The sequence below is a fragment of the Luteirhabdus pelagi genome, from assembly GCF_016827595.1.
GTDB classification, from domain to species: domain Bacteria; phylum Bacteroidota; class Bacteroidia; order Flavobacteriales; family Flavobacteriaceae; genus Luteirhabdus; species Luteirhabdus pelagi.
In genome coordinates this window covers 897013-922391 of record NZ_JAECMS010000002.1, presented here as the reverse complement: position 1 = coordinate 922391, position 25379 = coordinate 897013, and the positions used below count along the sequence as shown (strand labels likewise).

Here is a 25379-nt window from a genome sequence, read left to right as displayed (position 1 = left end):
CATTCCGTTGCGCTATCCCCCTCGGATGAGAATGCCTTTCCTTCACGTTTTTTCAGGGGAAAGAGCCTAAACAACCGAGGTAGCAGGCCCTTTCCGGGGTTCACGAAAAAATAAACCTATCGTTATGGCTTCAACACTTTTCGCGTAACGGTTCCCTGATCGGTTATTATTTTCAATAGGTACATTCCCCCTGCCAAAGCGGACATATCCACCGCAATCTTTTGATTAAAGACAATTTCATGCGTAAAAGAAACTACTTGTTTCCCCAACACGTCGAATACTTGAAGATTTTCAACAGTAAGACCCTCTGGAAGTGACACATACGTTACCTCCTGCACTGGGTTTGGTGCCACCAAAATTTCGGTTGCAAGGGATGCTTGGTTGGATGATAAGGAAGGATCGAGAAACAATAGATCGAACACCGTTCCCACTTCAATTTCAGTAAAATCTTCAGTATACACATTCCAGCGACCTTCAACCTCATTGTACCAGACCCCTTTCACGGCATCCAAAATAATTTCTGAAGAAGCTCCCAAACCACCCCAATAATGAGAAACAACAAACATAGCATCAGGGTTATCATTTAAAAACGGGTGGTTTATCTCGGTAGAATTCCCTGCCGTATTTCCAGCCGTGGCTTCATGTCTAAAGTTAAAGTCGCCCGATTCTTGAATGACAGCAAAAAAAGCAGCGTCCTCAGGTATTGCATTTACATCTTGCGTAAAGATTCCACGTCGATTGGTTACGTTGTCGTAATACATTGCAGTTACATGATCGTTAAACACTTCGTTCGGATTGAAATAATTTGTTATAAATGCCAACCCCTCAGAATTTCCATTAAATAATGGATCATTGATTCGCGTCACATTCGGGCCTGGGCCCTCATTCTCTTGGGAAGCAATGTGGATAGTCCCTTCGCTATCGTCGGTTACGTAGACATTATAAGCACTACCTTCCACTATATCGTTATTAAAATCCTGATTAAGGATGATCCAACGATCGGTCGATGTATTATAAAACACCCCGGTAACGTTATCGTTATAAATTCCATCGCCACCTAAGGGATTCCAATAGTGTGTAATGATAACGATGGCATCTTCATTATCATTTAAGGACGGATGGTCGATAACCGTTAGGTTATTGACGATGTTCTCAGACGTTGCTATGTGTGTAAACATATCTTGAGCCCAAATGACGCCTGTAAGCATAAGAGCCACCAAGAGTGTAATTGCATTTTTCATGATTAAAATTTTTTTAGGTTATTATTTCGCAATTGCCCGAAAGCAGTACTGCTAAACTAGCGTAGGGATGCTAGTGGGAAAGGGGGTATTGTTCCAAAGCGGTGGAAGTATGTTTCAATAGTCTAAATATGCTGTATTTATTGGGTTTCGCGAAAAGAAGTGGGGGTTTCTCCAGTTTCTTTTTTAAAGACTTTAGAGAAATAATGTGGATCTTCGAAACAGCATTCGTAGGCTATTTCACTTATGGTTTTAGGGGAAGAAGAAAGCAATCGCTTGGCCTTTTCAATGCGAACGTGATTGATGTATTGGGTAATAGACATATCGGTAAGAGACGTAATCTTACGATGAATCTGCGTTCTGCTCATGGCCAATTGTTTCACCAGTTGCTGAACACCCGATTTCTGTTGCGGATCCAAGGCAAATTCCTGAACTTCCTTTATAAATTGAAGGTCCAGGCTGTTGAAGTCGCCTGTTTCTTCCCCAACATCTTTCAACGCCAACAGATTGCTGTAATATGCTATTTGTTGTTGCTTTTTCTCCCATAAATTTTGAAGAATCAGTTGCAATTCTGCTTCATTGAAGGGTTTTTCGATATAGGCATCAATTCCTAATTCATAGCCTTGCAAGCGTGATTTGGTCGCTGTTTTGGCCGTTACCATCACAAAAGGAATATGAGAGGTTTCCATCTGTGCCTTAATGGCTTTACAGAACTCGAAACCGTCCATTACCGGCATTCGGATATCGCTAATAATTAAATCGACTTGCGCATGCCCCACTTTCGTCAATCCTTCCTGCCCATTCGAGGCTTTCAGTATACGATACTCATGTTGAAACAAATTCCCTAGGTATTCCCGAATATCGGAATGGTCTTCTACGATAAGCAGCGTGGGCTTATCGCTTTCATCTTCTGAAAGATTTTCTTTTTCACTTGCACCCTTCTCATACGCTTCTACAAATGGCTCACTTACATTTGGCGCTTCCACTTTTTCAGCTAAATGTTGTATCGGTAGTTGAAGCGTAAAGCAAGTGCCGGAATCTACTTCACTTTCAACAGTAATCCTACCTCCCAGTAATTGAACGAGCTCTTTGGTCAATGCCATTCCAATACCACTTCCCAGATTGCTCTCCAAATCGAACGTCTTATAATAACGATCAAAGATTTTAGGTAGTTCTTCCTTGGCGATTCCCTTTCCTGAATCCTGTATTTTCATTTGAAAGATGTGTTGTTCTACTTGGGAAAGGAATACTTCTATTTTTCCACTTTTAGGGGTGAACTTGATGGCATTGGAAAGTAAGTTGTTAATGATTTTCTGTAGCTTATCGACGTCAAAATCCATATACAATTCTTCAATATCTGAAGTGATAGTAAGCGTTTGATCTCTTGCTTCAGAAAAGGTTCGGAAGCCATTGACGTATTTTTTGATGAAGGCCAAGATATCTGCATTGATATACCGTACCTCCATTTGTTGATTGTCCAGCGACGTAAGGTCAAGCATTTGGTTTACCAGATGAAGGAGTCCGCGACTGTTTCTTTTAATGGTTTGAAGAGGTTTTTGTGCTTCGGAAGATGTTTGTCCGCGCAATAGCGATTGGGTTACTCCTTCGATTACGGTAAGCGGTGTGCGGAATTCATGCGAAATATCCGCATACATTTTTGATTTTACATGATCTATAGCTTGAATCTTTTGCGCTTCTGCCTTTGCCAATCGCTGTCGTAGCAGTAGGATATAAATAAAACTAAGAATAGAAAGGAATAGGACTGCATATAACACATACGCCCAGACTGTTTGGTACCATGGGGGTTTGATATAAATAGGAAGTTGTGTTATGAACGCTCCCGAATCTATCTGACCGGTATACGAGCTCGTTACCTCTAAGTTATGGGCTCCATAAGGCACATTGGTGAAGTATGCGGTTTGAACATCGGTAGTTCGCCATGGCTCGTCGTCTAGGCGATAATGGTACAGCAGCTTATTTGCTTCACCGAATTGTAATCCTGAAAAGCTAACATTAAAATCGTTTTGTTTATGGGTTAAGGAAACAGTTTCCAAATATGGACTACTAATTGGCTGGAAGGTAGCGGTTGGATTGTCTCCTACAACAGAAAAACTGGTAATCATGACTGGCTCAAGAGGTTCCGATCGCGACAATTCATCGAGCAAAACTTCCTGTATTCCTTCATCGGTACCAAAAGCAATCGTATTCTTGGCTGGTATAAAACAGGATGAACCGAAAAGGAAGGCATTGGAAATAAGACCGTCGTTTGTCGTATAGTGCTGAAGATAGCCTGAGGGTTTATGGTATCGATATAGCCCATCGTCTATGGTAGAGATCCATAAGTAACCGCTACGATCATCTTCAACTGCCATCACTTTCTTAAGAAAGGGCCTACCGTCTATTGAAAGTAATCGAAACGCATCTGAAGTAGGATCTAAGTAGGCCAAGCCATTATCCGTACATGCCCAAATTGTCCCATCGGCATCTTCAGTTCCAGACATGACGATGTCTGACGGGAGTCCCATCGGTTCATTGGAGTCATATCGATAATTCTTAATAGTAAGCAAGCTACCTGGTTCAAAATCGGAAACGTTTTCGATTTTATACACGCCCTGCGCTAGGGTCATCAACCATAGACGATCCCTAGAATCCAAAAAGGTCTTTATGATTTTAGCTTCTGAATCGCTCGCTTCGGAGGGCAACGCGATACTATGAAAAATAGCTCCTTTTTCATCCAAAAGGTGCACGGCATCCCAAGCACCTACCCACATTCTATTCTTCCGGTCCAATTCAATACCATATATATTACCTGAATTGGCGCGCAGCCTATGGTTTTCGGTTTCTGAAGCCCCTGTATCGCGGTACATGTTTCCATTATTCCCACCAGTCCAATAGGAAGTTCCATCAAATAATAAAGCATTTAGAAAACGTTGCTGTCCAATTCTGGTATACTCCGATTTGATTATTTCAAACAACCCTTTATTACCAGCAACCACTAAGGTGTCGTGACGTGCCAACAACCGTCGGGCGTGCAATTTTGCTATCTGATGATTTTTAAAGCCTGCATTAAACTTTTTTTGAACGTACAGTCCTTTGTTGGTGCCAATCCATAACAATCCCTCCCTATCGATATACATTGTTTGAATCGCGATGTCTTCATCAGGAAGATTTGTATTTATTGAGAAGACTTGATGGTTTTCAATATTAATGGAGTATATAGTACTTCCATTTTTACCATACACCCATGGATATTTCACATTACTGACCGATTCGAACGGTTTTGGTAATGGCAGAAAAGTTCTTTGTCCACCATTTCTAATATGAAGGGTATCTGAAAATCCCATAAGTAACCCTTTTTCCGGTATGGAAGCTATCCAATCTGGTGTTCGCGATAGACGGTTCGTTTCAGGTGTATCTGAAGAGATGTCCTTCCACTTCAAAAGTGTTTCTCCCTTTATGGCATATAGCGTATTTCCGTCGGTAACAAAGGGTAAACGCGTATTTTCGACCAAAAGTTTGGAATCATAGGTATCAGTATCAATCGCGTAAATATTGGTGTCGGTTCGAAGAATAGTGGTTCCGCGAAAAAAACCGAGGCCATAGATAAGCGGTTCCGATACATCTGATTGCTTGGAATTTATCAAATGTTTATAGGCAAGAGTGTCCAATCGCATTACAGAAGCTCCTCCTCCGAAGGTACCGACCCAAAGATTTCGCCTGATTGAATCTACTGCAAGTGATCGTACCCAATTCGCTGGAATAGCGTTGGCATCGCCAGGTACACTTCTAAAGCGTTCTATTCTATAACCGTCATAACGATTTAAGCCGTCCTGTGTGCCAATCCAAATAAAACCCTGCTGGTCTTGTGCAATCGCGGAAATCCATTTATTGGAAATAGCAGGCACTTGCTTGAAATCGATTCGCACCGTTTCTTGGCCACTCATCGTCTGACCAAAGAAAAACAGGAGACTTACTAGGAAGAATACGGCTCTCATACGATTTCTTGTGAGGAATATGATACAAGATACTCAAAAGCAGTATTTTGAAGTAGACCTACAATAAAAAAATCCCGCTGTTGAAGCGGGATTTCTATAAAACGTATGCTCAGATTTCTAATAGAAATTCGCTCTGTTATCTTCAATATCGGCGTTTGCTTTCAACGCTTCGATGATTTTTGAATTCAAGCTCGGACTTACCTTTTGGTTCAATTGATTTACATAAGACGTATAGTTGTCCATTTCAGGCGCCATTTCTTTCGATAGCACCTTCACTTTATAAACACCTTTGTTTCCATTAATAAATCCTGAAGTTTGTCCATCGGCAGTTCCAAAGGCAGCACCCACCACTTTTGGTTCACGACCTGCGCCAGGGATAGTTGGGCTTGCCATGGTTACGGCGGTAGCGGATTGTACCTGCACTCCTTGACTGCTAGCTATTTCCTGTAGTGTACTTCCGGAAACAGAGTTTCGGATTTGTTCAGCTTTCTTCTTATTTCGAAGAATAGGGGTAACCGTTGCTGATGCTTCCGTTACACTCATTAAGCCTTTTTCACTTCTTCTGGTAAGCTGTGCGATAACATAACCACCCGTAACATTGAATCGTTTTACATCGCCAACTTCACTCTCCTCATTAAAGGCCCAGTTTACGATAGGACGGTTATTTCCAACCCCTGGAATATTGGCATCCAGTTCTCCCATTTTGTTGACGGGACGTACCACCACACCTTGCTCTTCTGCAGCAGTTTCGAATTCTTTATCCTTTACCGCTACCTCAAAGTTTGTAGCTTTTGAGAATACATCATTAATGGTCGTTTCGGAAGGTTCAATCTCCTTAGTTACGGTCGCTAACTTAACGGCACGTTGCGTGTTTTTCTTTTCCTGAACTTGTGCTACGTGATATCCAAATTGTGTTTCTACTACATCGATGGTACCTGAAGCATTGTCGAAAATAAAATCGTTAAAGGCTGGCACCATTCGGCCTGGCCCAACGTAGCCTAAATCACCTCCTTTAGCTGCACTTCCAGGATCTTGAGAGAATTCTGTTGCCAAGGCTTCAAACTTGCTCTCATCGCGTTTCAATACAGTTGCCAAACTATCGGCCAATTGCTCCGCTTCTTCCTTCGTTCTAGTAACATCAGATGAAGCGGTCTGTAATCCTTGATAGCGGATTAGGATGTGGCGGGATTGTACAGAATCGGGTAACTGCTCTACCGCAATCACTTTGGTAAGATTTAAGGTATTATCTACCTGATACGGCCCATAAATAGCCCCTTCATTCATAGAAGGCACTGTATCGGCAAGTGCCGCAGGTAGGTCTTTGTTGAAATACCAGCGGTCGGTATAAGGTCTATCGGAATTTGCATTTATAAACTCTTCGATGTTAGTCGCTTTTTGAAACCCAGGAATGGTATCGTTAATCTGACTAACCTCGTTGTACTCCACTCGTTCGTTAAGCAATGCTCGCATATCTTCACGAGATGCTTCTATATCTTCCTGTGAAGCTTCTTCACCGAAATATACATACTGAATATCCGCTTGAGCATCTACTTCAAATTGAGCAGGATGTTTTTCGATATAATTCTTAATCTCGCTTTCACTTACCGTTACATCTTCATCTGCTATAGATGTGTATGGTATTTGAACATATTGAAAGCTTACCTTATTGTTTTCTAATTTATATTGTTGTTCACCGTCTGCTATGGTAGAAACCATTCCGCCTTTTACGAGGTTCACATAGGTTTGTTGAAGAATGCTAGAACGAATATTTTGCATGAAGGCATCCCATTGATCTTTCAACTGAGGGTTGTTCTGGATATTATTGACATACATCTGCACCATGCCCATATCGAACTGTCCTGTTTCATTCTGAAACGAGGGATCGTTCGCCAAACGCGTACGAAGCGCTTCATTTACCTGTTCTTTGCTTACGGAAATACCCAGTTCCTCGAACTGATCTTCCAACAACGTTTTTCGCAATTCGCGCTCCCAAACCATATTGATGGCTTGCGATCTTTGTGCATTGGGTCCTAGCGATCGCTCGGCATTTTCTACCTGTCGCATAAACTCTACACGGTTTATATCGGTACCATTTATGGTAGCCACCGTATCTTGGTCTTTATTAGAACCCCCACTGCGCGTAAGTATATCGCTCAGAATGAAGGCAAAAAGCGCCAAGGCAATTATTAGGATAAGGAAAAATCCTCGTTTTCGAATACTGTTTAATACTGCCATCTGTCAATCAAATTTATAGAGGGGCGAAAATACCATTTTACCTTTATTTATGAAAAAGTTTGCCTAAAAAATTGTACTAGAGAAAAAAATAGAAAACCCTAGCGATACAAAGAAGGAATCAGAAATTACATTTGGTTACTCCTCATCGATGAGGGTTACTTCCACCAAATCGATCTTAGTGCTCGTCGCTTCTATGATGGTAAACTGAAACCCTTCCACACGAACTGTTTCGCCTATTTCAGGAATCCCTTCGGTTTCATGGACGATTAAACCCCCTAAGGTTTCATAATTTTCGTGTTCGGGGAGTTCAAGCTTATAGGCTTCATTAAGGTAATCGACCTCATGGCGAGCAGAAAAGCGGTAGCGATCGTCGCCAAGGGTTTCTTCCACCAATGCAACACTATCGTGTTCATCTTCAATTTCACCAAAAAGTTCTTCGATGATATCCTCAACGGTCATAATTCCACTGGTCCCTCCGTACTCATCGATTACCACGGCCACACTCTTGTGTTTTCGTGTTAGGATATTCAGCACATCTTTGGCCAACATGGTTTCGGGTACAAAGATGACCGGCATCAGCACTTTTCGGATGGTAGCAGGTTTTTTGAACAGTTCAAAGGAATGGATATACCCTAGAATGTCGTCGATGTTTTCCTTATACACCAAAATTTTCGAAAGTCCCGTTTCGACGAACAACGACACTACTTCTTTTGGAGTTGTTTTAATATCGACTGCCACGACTTCTGTACGGGGAATCATGACTTCTCTGGATTTCACTTCAGAAAAGTCCAGCGCATTTTGAAAAATTTGAATTTCGCTATCGATTTGATCCTCTACTTCAACCGTTTCCATCTGTTCGCTGATGTAATTGCCTAGTTCCATTTTGCTGAAACTAAGTTGAACGGTATCGCCTTCAGATTTGAAGAACAGTTTCAGCACCATATCGGAGATCCAAATGACAAATTCAGAAATAAAGGAGAAAATGACATAAAAGAAATAGGCCGGCACCGCAAACACCTTCACCAATTTATTCGCATAAATCTGAAAAAACACTTTAGGAAGAAATTCGGCAGTAAGCAAAATTACGATAGTTGAAATAAGCGTTTGCATCAATAATCCGGAAAAGCCCTCGAGAGGGATCCACTTCATAAGCAAATCACCCATATACAAACCGTACACCACCAAAGCGATATTATTACCCACCAACATGGTAGCGATGAACTTTGAAGGCCGTCTAGTTATCTTTTGAAGCACTCTTGCCAAGAAGTCATTTTGCTTCTTTTCAATCTCTATATGGATTTTATTGGAAGAAACATAGGCTATTTCCATCCCCGAGAAGAACGCGGAAAGGATTAGCATCAGTACGATAATTAAAATACTGTAGTCCAAAGGCCAGGTTAAGAAGTTCCCATATTATTTATCGGAACGGTTTTCTATCTTTTTTCTGAAATGTCTTTTAAAGAAAAACATAAAGATAGCGACTACCGCGAAAAATGCAAAGATATAGGCGCGGCTTCGATTGGTTTCCCAATTGCTCCAAACCAAATAGATGGAGAACAATGCCATTGCCACGTAAACATATTCAAAAAGTCGGTATATCTTATTTCCCATTGTCGTTATTTTCGGTATCTACAATTTGTACTCCTTCATTTCTTCGCGATAAAAAGGTAGTAAAATCTTGGTTGGAATCAAACCCTACCGCTCCTTCATTAAAGGATCCATCCTTAAATTTTATACGATACGGCTGATCGGTAAACACCCATTTATTTTTTTGATCCCAGTACAATTGATCGGCGTTCAGTTCCACACTATCAGCAGTAATAACACGGACGTTATTTCGAAGGTCTACCAAATCGGTGTCATCGTAACGAATGGCATAATCTGAAGTAACGGTACTTTTTTCACCTTTGTCGTTCCAAAAACGAACCTCAACGCCATCGGGAAATTCCTGATATGGAAACCCGCGGTTAGAATAGTCGCGAACCACTGGCGAAATGAGGTTTGTTACAACCTTCCCCGAATCTGTATATTTCAAATTTACGTCAGACCAAATAGCAATCGGCTGATAGTCTTTTTGCGTCAATTGCTTAACATTTTTATAGTTGCCTTCACATGAAAAAAGCGCAACGGCCCCTAAAAGGACCATTACGCTTTTAAAATGTTTATATAAGATCATGCTTATAGGTTCGGAACCCGTACACTGCCTCCTACCCAACAGTTGAAGGTAATGGTTTTACCGGCCATACCCTCACTAAAGATATCACTTTTCTGAGGTGCACGCGCTCTATAGCTACTTGCTGCAGCTTTTGCGCTAGAGGCAACCGAAGCATCTACACGGGCCGCCTTATCGGCCATCTCGGCAGCTTTCCAGTTAATCGCACGCTTTTCAAAAGGAGTGCTACCACAACTGTTTGCACTTGATGCGTACATAGCTGCAAGTTTCAGATATACACGACCGTTCGAAGGTTCTATCTCCAATACTTTGTTGTAGAACGAACGCGCTTGACTAAAGCTACCTTTACTACGGAAGTTTTCAGCTAGGCTATAATATACTTTTGCCTTATCGCGAGGGTTGGTTTCCAACTCAGCCGCTTGGTTAAAATATTCCATAGCCTTGCTGGATTTACCATCGCGCTCCGCCAATTTACCTAAATAGTATGCTGACTTTGCAGATGGCTCCAATGTATGAAGCTGTTGTACCAATTTAAAGAACAGTGGTGTCTCACAATCCTTCGCGCTTAGACGCCCTGCTGCACGCTTCAACCAGTTAACGTCATCTTTCTTGTTTTCAAAATCCTTTTCGTATAGTGGAATAAGGTTTGGGCAATCAGCTAGAATACCCAACTTACCGTTCACACTTCCCTTTACCTGGCCATAGGCCTTCAAGTTATTTTCGTACGCCTTCATATAACGCTCTTCCTTGCTTGAAAGATTAGCGCCAGCATCTTGCTTGTCCATATATTGGGTAAGCTTGGAGGCTAGGTTGTTTTCTTCCTTCTCAATCTTAGCAATTACAGCATCGTAAAGGTCGAATACTTCTTGAATATCCTTATTTCCTTCCTCGTACATTTCAACTGCAAGTGAGAAGTAGGCATATAATGCTTTTGGACTTGTAAAATCTTCTTCATAATTAGTGAAGGCCTCATCAAAAGCTTTGAATTGTTCTTGCTTTGTACCAATACCATTCTCATACTTTAATTTGGCAATATCAGCAACTACGTCACCCTCCTTTGTTTTTCCAGGAAAGTGCTTTAAACGTAGTTTATAAGACTGAATCAAATCATTCACTTTACTTTCGTCACCTTCATCGATAAAGTGCTTAAACATTTTTTCTGCATATTGATATGTCGTTACGTGAAATGCAGGGCAGTCTTTTATCAGCTTTTTATATTGAGGAAGTGCTGCCTCATAATTCTTTGTTTTTGCAGGCTCCACAAATAGCGAGTGTTGAACTCTACAATCATCCATTTGCGAGTACCCTTTACCGACTACGGCCAAGGCCAAGAAGGCTAGAAGTGCAATTGCTTTCGTTTTCATAGTGTTTAAGTGTTTACTGTTTAATCAATATATCTTTTTTGGAACCATTTATCGTTAAGCGATAAACTTAAGAAGGCATTGAAAAAATTCTCTTGTATAAGCCCGGCATCCTTTGTTCCGCGGCTACCAACCTCGAATCCGAGGTTCACATTGGAGAATAACCTTCCGACAGGTAATCCTACTCCAAAAGATATGCCAAACTCGTTAATGTCTTGCCCATTCAAGGTTATGCCGGTTTCTTCCATGCGAAATCCAGCCCTATATACCACACGTTTCCAATAACTGCCATATCCGTTATAATTAGGGATATAGAATCCTCCAATTCTATATTTGGAGGCATCATTAAATTCCACATTATCCAACGTAAAGGTCCGGTTTGTAAAATTACTAGTTTTTTGATTGGTATATTCCGCTCCAACAAACCATTTTTTAGGTGCTCCGATTCCGGCACCCAATGTTAGCTGAGAAGGGAATGTAAACTCCGTATTACCCACATTGATATCGCGCTCGTCTACCGTACCTTCATTTCCTGCACTATTAATAACAATAGTAGCAATTCTACGATTGTTTTCCGAGGTAAAGTCTGTTTCAGGGGTATAACTTATAGAAGTTGATAGCTCAAGGTTTTCGGAAACCATTGTTTTATACTGTGCTCCGAAATTATAACTAAACCCAAGTAATTCGCTTTCGTTGATTTCCCTTGTAGCAAATTGAACCTGATCGATAATATCGACCGCCTTATTCTCTATTGTACCAAAGTTGTAATTCACATCGACACCAACGCTTAGTTTCGGTGTTACTTCATAGCCAAAAGCCAAGAAAATCCTATTCAATCCACCAGAACCAGTGTATTGGGTCAAGGATGATTCGGTTTCAGTCTGCAATCGATAGCCGACAGAAGTATATGGGATAAGACCAAAGCTCGCCCCGAATTTACCCATCGGAATACCGATAGCCAAATAATCTAAGGAGGTAGTAGAAGATTGCTGCGATTCTGTATTAGAATCTTGCGTCTCATATTTATGGCTTCCGCCCAAGCTAAAATTCACCAATCGCAATCCTGCCACCCCAGCTGGGTTTTGGATATTAAGGTGAATACTATCGGAATACGTACTAAGCCCTCCCATCATCCGATTTTCCGCAGTACCCTTAAATTTTAAGGTACCGATTCCGTAAAACGAGTAAGGAGAAACTGTTCCCTGTTGAGCCAGGGCCGAACTCGCGATTAATAGTGTTATTACTACTGTAAGTCGCTTAAGCATCAATGTTTGTTATTGTCAAGTATGTAATTTAATCCTTCCAAGAGGAAATTTGAGTGCGCAAAGATGTCACTTTTTAAGCGATCTCGCAAAAATTGTGCATCTCCACCTGTAAGGACGACTACCAAATCGGAATATTTCGATATATATCGATTTATTATACCCTCTATTTCCGCGATAATTCCAAACACTATTCCGCTATGGATTGAGGATGCGGTAGTTCCGCCAATTAAACCCTTTGGAGCCGTCGCTTCCAATATCGGTAATTTGTGCGTAAACGTATGTAAGGATTTATAACGCATTTCCAATCCCGGTGAAATGGCTCCTCCTAAATACTCGCTATCCGATGAGATAAAATCGTAGGTAATACATGTTCCCGCATCGATAACAAGAACATTCTTCGACGGATATGCATTCATCGCAGCTGCTATTAGCGCTATACGATCGACTCCTAATGTGTCAGGTGTTTTATATTCATTGTTGAACGGAAGTGGTGTTTTTGAAGAAAGAACTATCGTGCTATACCGCTTTTGCAGTTTTTCGAGGTGACTATCCCCAAATTTGCCGGTAGCGGCAACGATACAATGTGTAATTTTTGAACACTCCCGTTCCAATTGAGCCAGCGCCTCTGGAAAATCGCCTTTGATGACTGTCTTGCGCTGACGCAAGGTGCCGTTTTCGAAGACGGCCAATTTTATCAGGGTATTTCCTACATCTATGATTAGGTTCATAACTGCTAATAGGGCGGTAAAAGTACAACATGAAGTAGGCTCAAGGTGTTAAGGCTGTATTAAATTGAAAAAGGGTATCCATTTTTTTTATCTTTATGTTTTGGGAATTCGAAATAGTACTTATATTTGCGCTCTCCTAAGCGGAAGGTACTTTTGCGAAGGAAAAAGATAAAAATCTTGGTGCCTTAGCTCAGTTGGTAGAGCAACGGACTGAAAATCCGTGTGTCCCTGGTTCGATTCCTGGAGGCACCACGAGCCTTGCGAGAGGTGACTACAGAAACGCTTCCGATTTTCGGGAGCGTTTTTTTTATGCGCCAGCAGAAAACGAATCGAGGCCTGTCCCGCCAAATGGCGGGAATGACGGGAGGCACCACAAAAAACCCGAACAGCTGTTCGGGTTTTTTGATTTTATGGCGTTTGTACAATCCTCCAGGAATCGCCCTGGTGGCAAGCAACCGAGCTTTTTGTACCTTAACTATTGACAAAAAGAGCGGTTGCAAAGGCGTTCTAAGAAGTTTTAGTATCGCGAGAGGTGACTACAGAAACGCTTCCGATTTTTTGGGAGCGTTTTTTTATGCGCCAGCAGAAAACGAATCGAGGTTCCGAAACTATTTATTCCCTCCCAAATTCCTCGTACCTTTACCTTCCTAACAAGAATACTCGGTATGGCCATACAAGAAGACCTAATAAAAGCACTCGAAGACAAATATGAAGCCTTAGGTGAAAACCCAAATACGTATCTAAAGGGATTGCTGCAGGCAAAACCGATCAATTATTGGGATTATATTGAAGTGGAAACCCTCCTATCCCTCCAAAAACCACGAACCGATTTTAAAGACGAAGCCATTTTTATCATGTACCATCAGGTAACGGAACTGTTGCTGAAAATGATTCGACATGAAATTACCCAGCTGATCGAAATGGAGGAAGTTCTAGAAGAAGTGTGGATCGATAAAATCGAACGCTGCAACCGCTATACCCAAATGCTGATTACAAGCTTTGATATCATGCGAAAGGGAATGAGCTATGACGACTATAATGTTTTCCGAAGCACCTTAACCCCTGCCAGTGGTTTTCAAAGCGCCCAATTTCGGTATATAGAATTGGAATGTACGCGATTGGAAAATCTAGTGAATGAAGCTGGAAAAAAACGACTGCCCAAAAATCCATCGATTGAAGAATATTTTAATGATGTCTATTGGCGCGATGCCGGAAAAAATCATAAAACGGGTGAAAAAACACTCACCATGCGTCAGTTTGAAGATAAGTATCTAGATAGTTTCATTTCGCTAGCCATAAAAATGCAGGGCAATACCCTCGAAGAGAAATTCCTCTCGCTTTCCGATCCTTCGGAAGCCTTACGGGAAACACTTTTAAAATTCGATGTATTATATAATGTAGAATGGCCGATGGTCCACCTGAACACTGCCAGACATTATCTAGACAGTAAGGGCGAAAATAAAACCGCAACCGGAGGTAGTGAATGGAAAAAGTATCTTCACCCAAAATACCAGCAACGGAGATTCTTCCCTAGTTTATGGGAAGAAATTAAAAAGGAAGATTAGATACGCGGACGGGTATTCAACCGTTTTTCAGCCTTGCGCTTAATGGCGGTCAGTCGCTTCATCAAATCCATCAAGGCACCATCCTTGGTTTTCTTGTAACGCTCGTTAATAGCCAAGATCAACTCTTTGGCTCTTTTCGAAGCGATTATACGTTCGTTCTTGGACTTAAATCCGCTTGTATTTTCTTCAAATTGCTTTGCTTCCTGTACAATATCCATAGCAGTTCTTTTTTTAAAATTCTACAGTTCAGATAGCTGAAATGTTCCCAAATATATAAGTGTTACAATACCTTCAAAAACATTAAACATATCTTTAACAACCTCTGTAGGAAAACGCCCATTCTTTCGACATCTACTCAGCTTTTACTACCTTCGTTTTGTTAAAATTTCAATTGTATGAATCGGAAATTGGTACTTGCCATCTTAATCGCGTTCTTAGGAACCGTCTTCTTTTTCACTTCCAACGCACAAATCCTTAATGCCGAATCGCTTCGGAAAGTGACCGATACCTCCGGATTTTCAGGCTCGGCTTCAGCCAACTTCAGCTTAAAGCGAAACGTCAACGATTTCATCACTTTATCGAGCAACGTACATGTTCAGTACAAGATGAAGAAGCATTTAGCGATTTTTAAAAATGATATTTCCTTCCAAAAGATTGAAGGCAACGATTTCGAAAACAGCTACATTTCACATTTAAGATACAATTATCGCTTTCACCCACGGATTGCTTGGGAAGCCTTTGTTCAAGGACAATACAATAAAGTAAACCTTATCGATTTCCGGGGATTGGTTGGAACGGGGCCGCGCTTTAAATTAACGACATCCGAAAAGTACAAACTCTATCTCGGCACCTTAGTGATGTATGAGTACGAGGAAGTAGCCGATGGCATCACGCCTACCCAAAAGGATATTCGTGGCAGCGCTTATTTTTCCTTTAGCATTTATCCCACCGAAACCATCAGTATTGTCAGCACCACCTACTACCAACCTAACGTTGAACAGTTTAGCGACTATCGAATTTCCAGTCAGTCGTCATTGTTAATCGACCTCTTTACCAACTTTGCCTTCAAGACGAGCTACACCTTTATTTATGATGCCTTCCCGGCCGTTGGCATTCCCAATTCGCAATACGATCTCACGACGGGGATTGCGTATACCTTTGACTAGCGGGGCAGCCCCACTGGCTGTAAGCTTTACGCTATATGCTTTAGGCTGTAAGTGGTAAGTGGTAGTCATTATGAAAAAAACCAAGTTCCAAGCTCCAAGTTCCACGATTTACTGAACGCTTCAATTTTCAAATCTTCAAATTGATAAATCCGAAATCATAAATCTGAACTCATCACGCTATATGCTATAAGCCGTAAGCTATAGGCTAAGAACTTTTGAGATTTAAAACTTGCTCTTCTTTCTTTATTCTCAATTCTCTGCTCTTTTGTTCCTCACTACTCATCTCTCACCACTCACGAATCACGAATCACAGTTCACAGTTCACAGTTCACGGTTCACGGTTCACGGTTCACCCTTTACGCATAATTTCCGTAAGCTTTTCACTTTTCCTAAGACTACTTGTCTATATTTACAGCTATTAAAACCAAATAGGCGCGATTCTCGTACCTATTACAAATACCTGATATGTCCAATTATTACGATTCAAAAGACCTCCGAAAATTCGGCGACATTACCGAATGGAGCGAGGAACTCGGCGAAAAATTCTTTGATTATTACGGAAAGGTGTTCGAGGACGGTGCCCTTACCGCCCGTGAAAAATCACTCATCGCCCTTGCGGTGGCCCACACCGAACAATGTCCGTATTGCATCGATGCCTATACCAAGGATGCGTTGCAACGCGGCGTTACCAAAGCCGAAATGATGGAAGCCATACACGCTGGTGCCGCCATAAAAGGAGGCGCTAGCCTCGTGCACGGTGTCATGATGATGAACAAAGTAAATAAATTGGACGGTTAGCACTGTCTTTTGGGCGTTACCACGCCAAGGCGTGGTCGGGTGTTCACTACTCGCTTCCCGCAAAGCGGGAGAGCTTACACAAACCGTTCACCCCCTGCCTGCCGGCAGGCAGGCCTAACGCAAACAGAAACAATACCCTATGAAGAAAGAAAAGTTACAATCCCTACATAAACGAGATAGCGAACTGGCCAAAGCCAATAAGCAATTGGAATTCCTTTCCAATGGTATCTTCGAAAATGGAGACCTGCCCAAATTCGCTGAAAAAATTCAAGAAACGGGCAACTTTCCGCTCAAACCCAAAAAACTCGAGATCCTTCAGATCAATGTAGGCTATATGTGTAACCAAGTGTGTAGCCACTGCCACGTGGATGCCGGTCCCGACCGTAAGGAAATCATGACCTGGGAAACCATGGAACAATGCCTGGATGTTATCAAAAACACTGGCGCCCATACCCTCGACCTTACCGGTGGTGCACCCGAAATGAATCCAAACTTCCGCCGCTTCGTCGAAGAAGCCAGCAAAGCAGGTATCAAGGATTTTATCGTTCGGAGTAACCTTACCATCATTCGAGCGAATAAAAAATATTACGACCTACCCGAATTTTTCAAAAAACACAATGTGCATGTGGTAAGCAGTATGCCGCACTGGACAAGAGGGAAAACGGACAAACAACGTGGTGACGGTGTTTTCGATAAAAGTATCAAGGCGCTTCAGGAATTGAACGCCGTAGGCTACGGAATGCCAGATAGCGATCTACGACTCGATTTAGTGTACAATCCAAGTGGTGCTTTTCTTCCTAGTAACCAACAAAGCATGGAAAACGATTTCAAAAAAGCCTTGATGGAAGACTTTGGCATACAGTTTCACAATCTATTCGCCATAACCAACCTCCCGATTGCGCGCTTTTTAGATTATCTCATCGCTTCCGAAAACTACGAAGACTATATGTATCAATTGGTTGATGCCTATAATCCAGCTGCCGTCGAAAACGTAATGTGTACCAACACTATATCCATCAGTTGGGATGGATGGTTGTACGATTGCGACTTCAACCAGATGCTCGGACTAAAAGTGGCAAGCAAGGTTAAACATATCAAAGATTATAACGAGGATGTACTCAACGACCGAAACATCATTATTTCACAACATTGTTATGGCTGTACCGCCGGCGCAGGAAGTAGCTGCCAAGGTTCCGTAGCTGAATAAATAAGAAGGAAACGCAATGCGTTTCAAACCCATGCACCAACCAAAAACCGCCATACTCGTCTTTGCCCAATCGGCTCAAAAGGAAGCCCAAGATAAAGGCTTCTTCAAATCGGCTGAACTATTCGAGCAACTCAATGCGCATACCTTGCAGGTAGTGGAGGGCAGTGGCCTTCCCTATTTTCATATTTCAGAAAAACAACAAAAGGGAAACTCCTTTGGTGAACGCTACGTAAATGCTATTCAAACGGTATTCGATAGTGGTTTCGAGAACATCATAACCATCGGTAACGATACGCCGCATTTACAAACGCGTCATATTACAGAAGCTGCTGAAAAACTAACGGAAACTTCTTTGGTGTTAGGCCCCTCTTTCGATGGTGGCTATTATTTGATGGGACTTCAAAAGGCCCATTTCCACCCTGCTTCATTTTTAAAACTTCCTTGGCAAACGGCGCGGCTAAGCAGCAAACTGATCGATCTTTTCACCCAAAAGGATATTCAAGTCCATAAACTTGAAACCCTTACCGACATCGATGCGCTTCAGGATGCCAAAAAAATTCGAAACGCTTTCAGAAGCATTCGAAACAATCTTCAAAAAGTCTTAGAAGAACTGTTTTCAGTAGCAAATTATATTGTTACGAGAGCAATTTCCTTCACCTCTTATCTTCTTACAAATACCCTTTACAATAAGGGCTCACCACAGTTGATGTAATCCGTATCGTCCTTCAACTAGGACAAAGCAATACGAATGCGAAACATAGTTTCCATAGAACGCTATTGCGTCAATTACTAACATCAACTACATTTTATGAAACAATTTTATATTGCCATTGCATTGCTATGCACTACCTATGGCTTTTCACAAATAACAATTACCGGAACCGTCCGTTCCGCAAACACAGAGGAAACCATTCCTTTTGCGAATGTCATTGCCGACGACGGCAACGCTACGACCACAGGGGATGATGGAACATTTTCTCTTGAATTACCAACCTCAGAAACACAAATTTCCATCTCCTCCATTGGTTATACGACGCAAACGATAACGGTTGGCGACCAGACCGAATTTTCAATTTATTTAGAAGAATCGACCACCAATTTAGATGAAGTGGTGGTTACCGCCCTCGGGCTCGAACGCGAAACAAAAGAACTAGGCTATGCCGTCCAGAGTTTGGATTCAGAAGGTATCAGCGAAGTGAAGGCCGTAAACTTTTTGGATAACCTTGCAGGAAAATTAGCGGGTGTTACCATCTCTCAAGGTGCAACGGGCGTTGGATCCACCTCGAAAATCACTATCCGCGGCGAAGGCTCGTTTTCCAACAACAATCCATTATTTATCGTAGATGGAACACCCATTAATAACGAAACGGTTTTTAACGTCACTAACGAAGCGGCAGCAGGCTTTCAGGAAATCGATTTCGGAAATGGCGCCATGGAAGTGAACCCAGATGATATCGCTTCGCTTACGGTCTTAAAAGGGCCTACCGCGGCAGCACTGTATGGAACCAGAGCTTCCAACGGGGTAATCGTTATCGAAACCAAAGATGGGAGTGCCTCCAAAGGACTTGGTATTAGCATCAACACCAGCTTATTTATCGAAACCCCTTTTCAACTTCCAGAATTTCAAAACCGGTACGGACAAGGAAACTCAGGGCAATTCGAGTTTGTCGATGGTCTTGGCGGTGGCATTAACGATGTCATTACCTATTCTTGGGGACCGCGATTGGATGTAGGCTTACAAATTCCACAATTCGACAGTCCGGTTACGCTACCCAACGGTACCGTGGTTCGCGGTGGCGATACTGCTTTGTATGATGGCTTGCCCATTACCCCAACACCCTTTGTGTCGCATCCCGACAACCTAAAGGATTTTTATGAAACAGGTATCACCACCATTAATAATGTAGCGGTTTCCGACAACTTCGGGAAGGGAAATTATCGATTGTCCTTCACCGATCTTCGTAGCGATGGCATTATTCCAGGCGTGAATCTGGATCGGCAAACGGCCGCTGCACGACTTCACTTTCAACCCACCGACAAAACGGAATTCAATGCTACCATCAATTACGTGAACTCGCAAAGTGATAACCGACCATCAAACGGATACGGGAGTGAAAACGTAAATTATTCCTTAGTAGCCTGGGGACCGCGTTCCCTGAATATTGAAAGCCTAAAGGATTATTGGCAGCCGGGATTGGAAGACATTCAGCAGTTTTCCTTCAACTATACCTATTTCGATAACCCGTATTTCATCCTATTTGAAAACCGTAACAGCTTTGTCCGCGATAGAGTGTTTGGAAACCTTTCAGCAAAGCAATTTATTACCGATAATTTGAGCATTGCGCTTCGAACCGGGATGGACTATTCCACCGAAACCCGAAAGCTACGTCGTGCCTACAGCAGCAATCGTTTTCAAAATGGAGGCTATGCCGAACACGATGTGATGTTCCGAGAAGTGAACACCGATGTATTGGTGAATTACAACAATATTTTTGGCGATATCAGTTTCGACATGTCGGTTGGGGCGAATCGCCTGGATCAAAGAGCGAGTACCAAACAATCACAAACCGTTAATTTGGCGCAGCCAGGAATTTTCAATTTAAATAATGCTGCTTCCCCAATTGAAGTGTTTCAATATGAAGCGGAAAAGCGGATCAATTCGGTGTATGGACTCGTAAAATTAGGCTATCAAAACTATTTGTACCTAGACCTTACCGCCCGAAACGATTGGTCGAGTGCCTTGGCAACACCCTTTTCGGTAGATGGCACCTCGTTTTTCTACCCTTCTGCCTCCCTGAGCTTCGTCGCTTCGAATGCGGTTCAGTTACCAGAAACAATCTCCTTTTTCAAACTTAGGGGAAGTGTGGCACAAGTAGGTAACGATACGGCTCCGTATCAAACCACAGGGGCTTTCGTTTCACAAACACCCTTTTTGGGGCAACCAACCTTTAGTGATCAAAACTTCATTCCGAACGCTAATCTGAAACCAGAGCAGACCACCGCTTTTGAAGTAGGGGCCGATATTCGCTTTTGGAAGGATCGCCTTCGACTCGATGCTACGTATTACAATGCATTGACGGAAGATCAGATTATTTCACTTCCTGTCGCCATTTCATCTGGATACAACCAACAAGTGGTCAATGGCGGAAAAGTTCGAACCCAAGGGATCGAACTAATTGCAGGTGCAACGCCTGTTCAAAGTGAAACGTTTCAATGGAATACAACCTTCAACTTCAGCACGAGTAAAGCAATTGTAGAGGATCTGCCCCAAACGGATGGTCGATTAACGTTGGCCTACAACCGAATTTACGACAGTGCCAACCAAACCGTTTGGTTTCAGGTTGAAGAAGGCGGTGAAGTGGGTGATATCTACGGAACGGGATATCTAAAAACCGACGATGGTCAATTCATTTTAGATGAAAACGGCAGCTATATTGCAAACAACGAACTTCAGAAACTTGGAAACTACAATCCAGACTTCATGTTGGGGTGGAACAATCAATTTCAATACAAGAACTGGAACCTCAGCTTTCTTTTCGATTGGCGACAAGGAGGTGAATTGGTATCTAGAACCAGAGCGCTCGGAACCGTTGGCGGACAGCTAGCCGAAACGGCCAACCGACCCGAAGAGGGAATTATTCCGCAAGGCGTTGTAAACGTAGGCACTGCCGAGAACCCGGAATATGTTCCTAACACGACGGCTATTTCAGCAGAAACCTATTACCGTCAGTTTTACGACCGAAACCATGAGGAAAACAATATTTATGATGCCTCGTACTTAAAATTGCGCCAGTTTCAGGTTGGCTATACCTTTCAGTTGAAAGCCGGCTTTCTAGGCCTTCAACAAGGAGGCGAGGTCAGTCTATCACTCATTGGTCGAAATATTTTCGCCATTTCCGAAATTCCGCATTTCGACCCCGAACAATTAGCCGTTCAAGGTGAAGGTTTTGTTAGTGGCGTGGAGGATATGAGCTACGCGACCAGCAGAAGTATCGGATTTAAGGCAGGCATCAACTTTTAATACAACCATTATGAAAACATTTCTATATAGCATTTTCAGTGTATTGCTGCTCAGCTTTTCAAGCTGTACCAGCGATTTTGAAGAAATAAATACCAATCCAAACGCTCCGAACTCGGTGCAACCATCCCTATTGCTTCGTCAGGTGATCTACGACTTTGGGGATGAAATGAGCTATGAGGGGTTTGTGGCCGGCGACCTATTATCGCAACACCGGACAGCGATTGACTTCAACCTTTTTGATCGTCATGCGCTGAAATCGCCCCAACTGGGTGGAAATCCTTGGCCGATTTTCTATACCAATTTACGCGATAATGAAATTATTTTAACCCAAGCCAGAACCAATGAAACCTTTGCTGTTTACGAAGGTCCTGCGTTGATTTTAAAAGCGTATTTCGCAGCGGGATTGACAGACCTTTTCGGCGACGTTCCCTATTTTGAAGCGTTTAATGGCGTGGAAGGCACGGTCACACCAACGTACGATTCACAGGAGGATATATATTTGGCAGAAGGTGGCATCATGGATAATCTGGATAAGGGAATCGTTGCCCTTCAGAATTATGATGACGTCATTCCTTTGGAAGGCGATATACTTTTCAATGGCGATTTGGAGCAATGGATTACATTCGCAAATTCCTTAAAAATTAAAGCGTTGATGCGGATTTCAGGTGAAGTAGATGTTGCACAGCAGTTACAACAGCTTTATACCGAAGGAAATTATTTCAATACAAATGAACAGAATGCGACCTTCGATTTTACGAATTCCGATCCGAATAGCTTCCGATTGGCACAATTGCGCATCGGCGATTTCAACAATTTTGTGCTCTCCGAAACCATGGAAGACATTATGATAGGATTGAACGATCCGCGTATCGGTGAATTTTTCCGTCCGTTTGAAAATGCTTCAGGGGAAGCGTACAATGGCTTAATTAACGGAATTGACGCCTCTCAAACCTCTATTGAATTGGCAGATTATTCCTTAGCCGGAACCGCGTTCAGAGAAGATACCTCAACCTTAGATGCTAATTTTCTTACGGCTTGGGAAGTAGCTTTCTATTTAGCCGAAGCTGCCAAAAAAGGATTTATTTCTGCAGATGCCCAAACCTTGTATGAACAAGGCGTAACCTTGGCATTTGACTATTGGCAAACGGAATTACCGAGCGATTACCTCAGCGGACAAGCGGCTTTCGAAGCCAATGGAACAACACCGCTTCAACAAATCATTACCCAAAAATGGATCGCGAACCTCATCAATGGTTATGAGGGGTGGGTCGAATGGCGGCGTACCGGATTTCCGGAACTACGTCCAATAGCAGCAAGCTTGAATGATGGACTTATTCCTATTCGAATGCCGTACCCAGCAGAAGAGGAGGCGTTGAATGCCGAAAATTACCAGCAAGCTGCTTCCCAAACCAATGGTAATAGTATTAATGTTCCCGTTTGGTGGGATGAATAAAAATTTGAATTAGTATGTCGATTACCCTCTGGCAATGGCTCCTGATTGGTGCTTCCAGTTTGATATTATTTTTCCTGTCACCCTTAGCGAAGACGCCCGGTCAGTTTTTTAAGGCCACACATCGCAAAAAGGCGCCTTCGGCCCTATGGTTAACAGGAAGTTTGATCATTTCTTGGATTTTCGCCAAAAGTATCACCAACGCTGCCAACCTCGGATTAGCCTTTGGAATCGTTGGCGGCGTAGCCTATGCTGGATACTATGTTAGCTTTGCCGTTGCGGGAATTCTTATCTATCAATTACGGACGAAAGGAGGGTTTGAAAGCATCCACGACTTTCTAACCACACGGTATGGAAAAGGTGCCATGGCCTTGTTCTCTATTTTGATTGCCATTCGGCTATTTAATGAAGTATGGAGTAATACGATGGTTATTGGGACCTATTTTGGCGATCTAGGCAGCACGCCGTATTATTGGGCGATTTTAGTATTCACGGCACTTACCTTGGCCTATTCGCTAAAAGGCGGATTGAGCAGCTCTATATTTACGGATGTCATACAAATGGTGCTCTTTTCCATATTGTTAATCGTAATATTGGGAGCGCTGTTTTCGGAAGACAATTTTACCCCTTCCTATGTCGCCACTTCAGGAGAATGGGCCTTCGATATGGGGTTAAACTTGTTCTTTGCAGCCTTAATTCAGTCCTTTAGCTATCCGTTTCACGATCCGGTATTGACCGACAGAGGATTTTTGAGCAGTCCGAAGATCACTCGAAAGAGTTTCCTTTGGGCGAGTGTTATCGGAGCCGCTTGTATCATCCTTTTTAGTATGATTGGTGTATATGCCCAACAACAGGGAATGGAAGGACAGGCTGCGGTTGAAGTCGGCAAGGCGTTTGGAGTTATAATTTTGCTGGTCATTAATTTTATTATGATCACTTCCGCAGCTTCCACCTTGGACTCGACCTTTTCATCCTTTTCAAAATTGCTGGCAGTCGATTTAAAGATGGGAAAAGATCTAACCTTCGGTCGTGCTGCCATGGTAGCTATTACCATTTTGGGAACCATCCCTGTGTTTTTGGATGCGGAGATTTTAAGTGCTACCACCATTTCAGGGACGATGGTTATCGGACTAACGCCTGTTTTTCTTTTTTGGGAGAAAAAGGCACCTAAAATAAGTTTTTATTTAAGCATTGTATGTGGATTGCTTTTTGGATTTTTATTGGTTTTTGAAACATTCCCCACTTCCCTTTTATTCACTTCTGGTCCCCATGCCGATCTACTTTGGGTGAATATTTGGGGCATTCTATGTTGTATGCTTGTATATTTGATTCCGCTATGGATAAAAAAATAATTGATATTGGTGAAGTAGACGGCCCTATCCTACTATTTGGTGGGGTGTATAGCAATTTACAGGCCTTAAGAGCCTTGCGCTCGTATGCTGAAAAAAACAATATTCCACCTTCCAACTGTATCTGCAATGGCGATATCATCGGCTATTGTGCGCAGCCCGAGGAAACACTACAGTTTTTTAAGAATTGGGGTGCCAGAAGTATTTTGGGCAATGTGGAAATTCAATTGCGTGACGGTGCCGAGGATTGTGGCTGCGACTTTAGAAAAGGTTCCCGTTGTGATGCTTTTTCTCAGCAATGGTATCCTTTCGCCAAATCGAAGCTTTCAGAAGATTCGATGCAGTTTTTGCAAGAATTACCAGACCATATCAGTTTTCGGTATGCTGGTCAAAAGGTTTTGGTTGTACACGGCTCCTTCCAACATGTCTCCGATTTCATCTTTAAGTCGACCCCTTGGGAAGAAAAAGAAGCTACTTTCAACCAAACTGGTAGCGACATAATCATCGCCGGACATTGTGGCTTGCCTTTTGCACAAAACAAAGAAAATACCTTATGGTTAAATCCTGGCGTTATCGGAATGCCAGCCAATGATGGTTCACCTAAGGTGTGGTTTGCCACCTTAATGGCAACTTCGGAAGGAATTCGCTATTCGCACCAACGATTGGAGTATGATCATGAAACTACACATGCGTTGATGGTTCAGGAGAAATTGCCGAAGGAATATGCCCAAACGCTGCTCACAGGAATTTGGGACAATACCGAAATCCTACCCGCTACCGAAACAGCTCAACAGGGAGTTGCGATCACGCCCTAACTTCCGTATTTTT

Annotated in this window: 19 protein-coding genes and 1 tRNA gene; 10 read left to right on the top strand and 10 right to left on the bottom strand. The window is 42.5% G+C overall.

Going from position 1 to position 25379, the window contains the following annotated elements; translation table 11 throughout:
• Nucleotides 1-122: 122 nt before the first annotated feature.
• The 9 genes from I4Q58_RS09040 to I4Q58_RS09000 all read right to left on the bottom strand — a co-directional run bounded on the left by I4Q58_RS09040 (nucleotide 123) and on the right by I4Q58_RS09000 (nucleotide 12995).
• Complete coding sequence (locus tag I4Q58_RS09040; protein WP_203295516.1) at nucleotides 123-1241, bottom strand: T9SS type A sorting domain-containing protein; 1119 nt, start codon at nucleotides 1239-1241, stop codon at nucleotides 123-125.
• 137 nt (nucleotides 1242-1378) lie between these two features.
• On the bottom strand, nucleotides 1379-5233 hold the full coding sequence (locus tag I4Q58_RS09035; protein ID WP_203295515.1) for a hybrid sensor histidine kinase/response regulator transcription factor: 3855 nt from the start codon (nucleotides 5231-5233) through the stop codon (nucleotides 1379-1381).
• Nucleotides 5234-5350: 117 nt separating this feature from the next.
• Complete coding sequence (locus tag I4Q58_RS09030; RefSeq protein ID WP_203295514.1) at nucleotides 5351-7468, bottom strand: peptidylprolyl isomerase; 2118 nt, start codon at nucleotides 7466-7468, stop codon at nucleotides 5351-5353.
• Between the two features lie 135 nt (nucleotides 7469-7603).
• Nucleotides 7604-8857 carry a hemolysin family protein gene (locus I4Q58_RS09025; RefSeq protein ID WP_203295513.1) on the bottom strand — a complete coding sequence of 418 codons (1254 nt, stop codon included), beginning with the start codon at nucleotides 8855-8857 and terminating at the stop codon, nucleotides 7604-7606.
• Between the two features lie 24 nt (nucleotides 8858-8881).
• Complete coding sequence (locus I4Q58_RS09020; protein ID WP_203295512.1) at nucleotides 8882-9079, bottom strand: hypothetical protein; 198 nt, start codon at nucleotides 9077-9079, stop codon at nucleotides 8882-8884.
• Nucleotides 9069-9644, bottom strand: coding sequence for an LPS export ABC transporter periplasmic protein LptC (gene lptC, locus I4Q58_RS09015; protein WP_203295511.1), 576 nt, complete (start codon nucleotides 9642-9644; stop codon nucleotides 9069-9071). The genes I4Q58_RS09020 and lptC overlap by 11 nt, the downstream gene beginning before the upstream one ends.
• A 2-nt stretch (nucleotides 9645-9646) precedes the next feature.
• Nucleotides 9647-11005 (bottom strand): tetratricopeptide repeat protein, encoded by a 1359-nt coding sequence (locus I4Q58_RS09010; protein WP_203295510.1) that lies wholly within the window; start codon nucleotides 11003-11005, stop codon nucleotides 9647-9649.
• 20 nt (nucleotides 11006-11025) lie between these two features.
• Nucleotides 11026-12267, bottom strand: a complete 1242-nt coding sequence (locus I4Q58_RS09005) for an OmpP1/FadL family transporter (RefSeq protein WP_203295509.1) — start codon at nucleotides 12265-12267, stop codon at nucleotides 11026-11028.
• Entirely contained in the window at nucleotides 12267-12995 is a 729-nt protein-coding gene (locus I4Q58_RS09000; protein WP_203295508.1) for a type III pantothenate kinase, read from the bottom strand. Before I4Q58_RS09000 ends, I4Q58_RS09005 begins: the two co-directional genes overlap by 1 nt.
• Before the next feature lie 179 nt (nucleotides 12996-13174).
• On the opposite strand from I4Q58_RS09000, the gene I4Q58_RS08995 reads away from it, so the two are divergent.
• Nucleotides 13175-13247, top strand: a tRNA-Phe gene (locus I4Q58_RS08995).
• Nucleotides 13248-13660: 413 nt separating this feature from the next.
• Nucleotides 13661-14560, top strand: coding sequence for a tryptophan 2,3-dioxygenase family protein (locus tag I4Q58_RS08990; protein WP_203295507.1), 900 nt, complete (start codon nucleotides 13661-13663; stop codon nucleotides 14558-14560).
• Here the strand turns inward: I4Q58_RS08990 and I4Q58_RS08985 are convergent.
• A complete protein-coding gene (locus I4Q58_RS08985) occupies nucleotides 14557-14778 on the bottom strand; it encodes a hypothetical protein (RefSeq protein WP_203295506.1) in 222 nt (73 codons plus the stop codon). The genes I4Q58_RS08990 and I4Q58_RS08985 overlap by 4 nt on opposite strands.
• Nucleotides 14779-14955: 177 nt before the next feature.
• On the opposite strand from I4Q58_RS08985, the gene I4Q58_RS08980 reads away from it, so the two are divergent.
• The 8 genes from I4Q58_RS08980 to I4Q58_RS08945 all read left to right on the top strand — a co-directional run bounded on the left by I4Q58_RS08980 (nucleotide 14956) and on the right by I4Q58_RS08945 (nucleotide 25366).
• Nucleotides 14956-15726, top strand: coding sequence for a DUF481 domain-containing protein (locus I4Q58_RS08980; RefSeq protein ID WP_203295505.1), 771 nt, complete (start codon nucleotides 14956-14958; stop codon nucleotides 15724-15726).
• A gap of 465 nt (nucleotides 15727-16191) precedes the next feature.
• On the top strand, nucleotides 16192-16524 hold the full coding sequence (locus I4Q58_RS08975) for an arsenosugar biosynthesis-associated peroxidase-like protein (protein ID WP_203295504.1): 333 nt from the start codon (nucleotides 16192-16194) through the stop codon (nucleotides 16522-16524).
• Between the two features lie 139 nt (nucleotides 16525-16663).
• Nucleotides 16664-17731 carry an arsenosugar biosynthesis radical SAM (seleno)protein ArsS gene (arsS, locus tag I4Q58_RS08970; RefSeq protein ID WP_203295503.1) on the top strand — a complete coding sequence of 356 codons (1068 nt, stop codon included), beginning with the start codon at nucleotides 16664-16666 and terminating at the stop codon, nucleotides 17729-17731.
• A 31-nt stretch (nucleotides 17732-17762) separates the two neighbouring features.
• Nucleotides 17763-18443, top strand: a complete 681-nt coding sequence (locus I4Q58_RS08965) for a TIGR04282 family arsenosugar biosynthesis glycosyltransferase (protein ID WP_203295502.1) — start codon at nucleotides 17763-17765, stop codon at nucleotides 18441-18443.
• A gap of 96 nt (nucleotides 18444-18539) precedes the next feature.
• On the top strand, nucleotides 18540-21752 hold the full coding sequence (locus I4Q58_RS08960) for a SusC/RagA family TonB-linked outer membrane protein (RefSeq protein ID WP_203295501.1): 3213 nt from the start codon (nucleotides 18540-18542) through the stop codon (nucleotides 21750-21752).
• A 10-nt stretch (nucleotides 21753-21762) separates the two neighbouring features.
• The gene (locus tag I4Q58_RS08955) at nucleotides 21763-23205 is read left to right on the top strand and encodes a SusD/RagB family nutrient-binding outer membrane lipoprotein (RefSeq protein WP_203295500.1); all 1443 of its coding nucleotides are present in this window, start codon (nucleotides 21763-21765) and stop codon (nucleotides 23203-23205) included.
• A gap of 14 nt (nucleotides 23206-23219) precedes the next feature.
• Nucleotides 23220-24554: a sodium:solute symporter family transporter gene (locus tag I4Q58_RS08950; protein ID WP_203295499.1), complete on the top strand. Its 1335-nt coding sequence runs from the start codon at nucleotides 23220-23222 to the stop codon at nucleotides 24552-24554.
• A complete protein-coding gene (locus I4Q58_RS08945; protein ID WP_203295498.1) occupies nucleotides 24539-25366 on the top strand; it encodes a metallophosphoesterase family protein in 828 nt (275 codons plus the stop codon). Before I4Q58_RS08950 ends, I4Q58_RS08945 begins: the two co-directional genes overlap by 16 nt.
• The last annotated feature ends 13 nt before the right edge of the window (nucleotides 25367-25379 follow it).

Bases quoted from the DNA above. Each gene is read 5' to 3' on its own strand.
- I4Q58_RS09005 (WP_203295509.1), bottom strand. From the start codon at position 12,267: ATGCTTAAGCGACTTACAGTAGTAATAACACTATTAATCGCGAGTTCG.
- lptC (WP_203295511.1), bottom strand. From the start codon at position 9,644: ATGATCTTATATAAACATTTTAAAAGCGTAATGGTCCTTTTAGGGGCC.
- I4Q58_RS08950 (WP_203295499.1), top strand. From the start codon at position 23,220: ATGTCGATTACCCTCTGGCAATGGCTCCTGATTGGTGCTTCCAGTTTG.
- I4Q58_RS09000 (WP_203295508.1), bottom strand. From the start codon at position 12,995: ATGAACCTAATCATAGATGTAGGAAATACCCTGATAAAATTGGCCGTC.
- I4Q58_RS09010 (WP_203295510.1), bottom strand. From the start codon at position 11,005: ATGAAAACGAAAGCAATTGCACTTCTAGCCTTCTTGGCCTTGGCCGTA.
- I4Q58_RS09020 (WP_203295512.1), bottom strand. From the start codon at position 9,079: ATGGGAAATAAGATATACCGACTTTTTGAATATGTTTACGTGGCAATG.
- I4Q58_RS09030 (WP_203295514.1), bottom strand. From the start codon at position 7,468: ATGGCAGTATTAAACAGTATTCGAAAACGAGGATTTTTCCTTATCCTA.
- I4Q58_RS08985 (WP_203295506.1), bottom strand. From the start codon at position 14,778: ATGGATATTGTACAGGAAGCAAAGCAATTTGAAGAAAATACAAGCGGA.
- I4Q58_RS08945 (WP_203295498.1), top strand. From the start codon at position 24,539: ATGGATAAAAAAATAATTGATATTGGTGAAGTAGACGGCCCTATCCTA.
- I4Q58_RS08955 (WP_203295500.1), top strand. From the start codon at position 21,763: ATGAAAACATTTCTATATAGCATTTTCAGTGTATTGCTGCTCAGCTTT.
- I4Q58_RS08960 (WP_203295501.1), top strand. From the start codon at position 18,540: ATGAAACAATTTTATATTGCCATTGCATTGCTATGCACTACCTATGGC.
- I4Q58_RS09040 (WP_203295516.1), bottom strand. From the start codon at position 1,241: ATGAAAAATGCAATTACACTCTTGGTGGCTCTTATGCTTACAGGCGTC.
- I4Q58_RS08990 (WP_203295507.1), top strand. From the start codon at position 13,661: ATGGCCATACAAGAAGACCTAATAAAAGCACTCGAAGACAAATATGAA.
- I4Q58_RS08975 (WP_203295504.1), top strand. From the start codon at position 16,192: ATGTCCAATTATTACGATTCAAAAGACCTCCGAAAATTCGGCGACATT.
- I4Q58_RS08980 (WP_203295505.1), top strand. From the start codon at position 14,956: ATGAATCGGAAATTGGTACTTGCCATCTTAATCGCGTTCTTAGGAACC.
- I4Q58_RS09035 (WP_203295515.1), bottom strand. From the start codon at position 5,233: ATGAGAGCCGTATTCTTCCTAGTAAGTCTCCTGTTTTTCTTTGGTCAG.
- arsS (WP_203295503.1), top strand. From the start codon at position 16,664: ATGAAGAAAGAAAAGTTACAATCCCTACATAAACGAGATAGCGAACTG.
- I4Q58_RS08965 (WP_203295502.1), top strand. From the start codon at position 17,763: ATGCACCAACCAAAAACCGCCATACTCGTCTTTGCCCAATCGGCTCAA.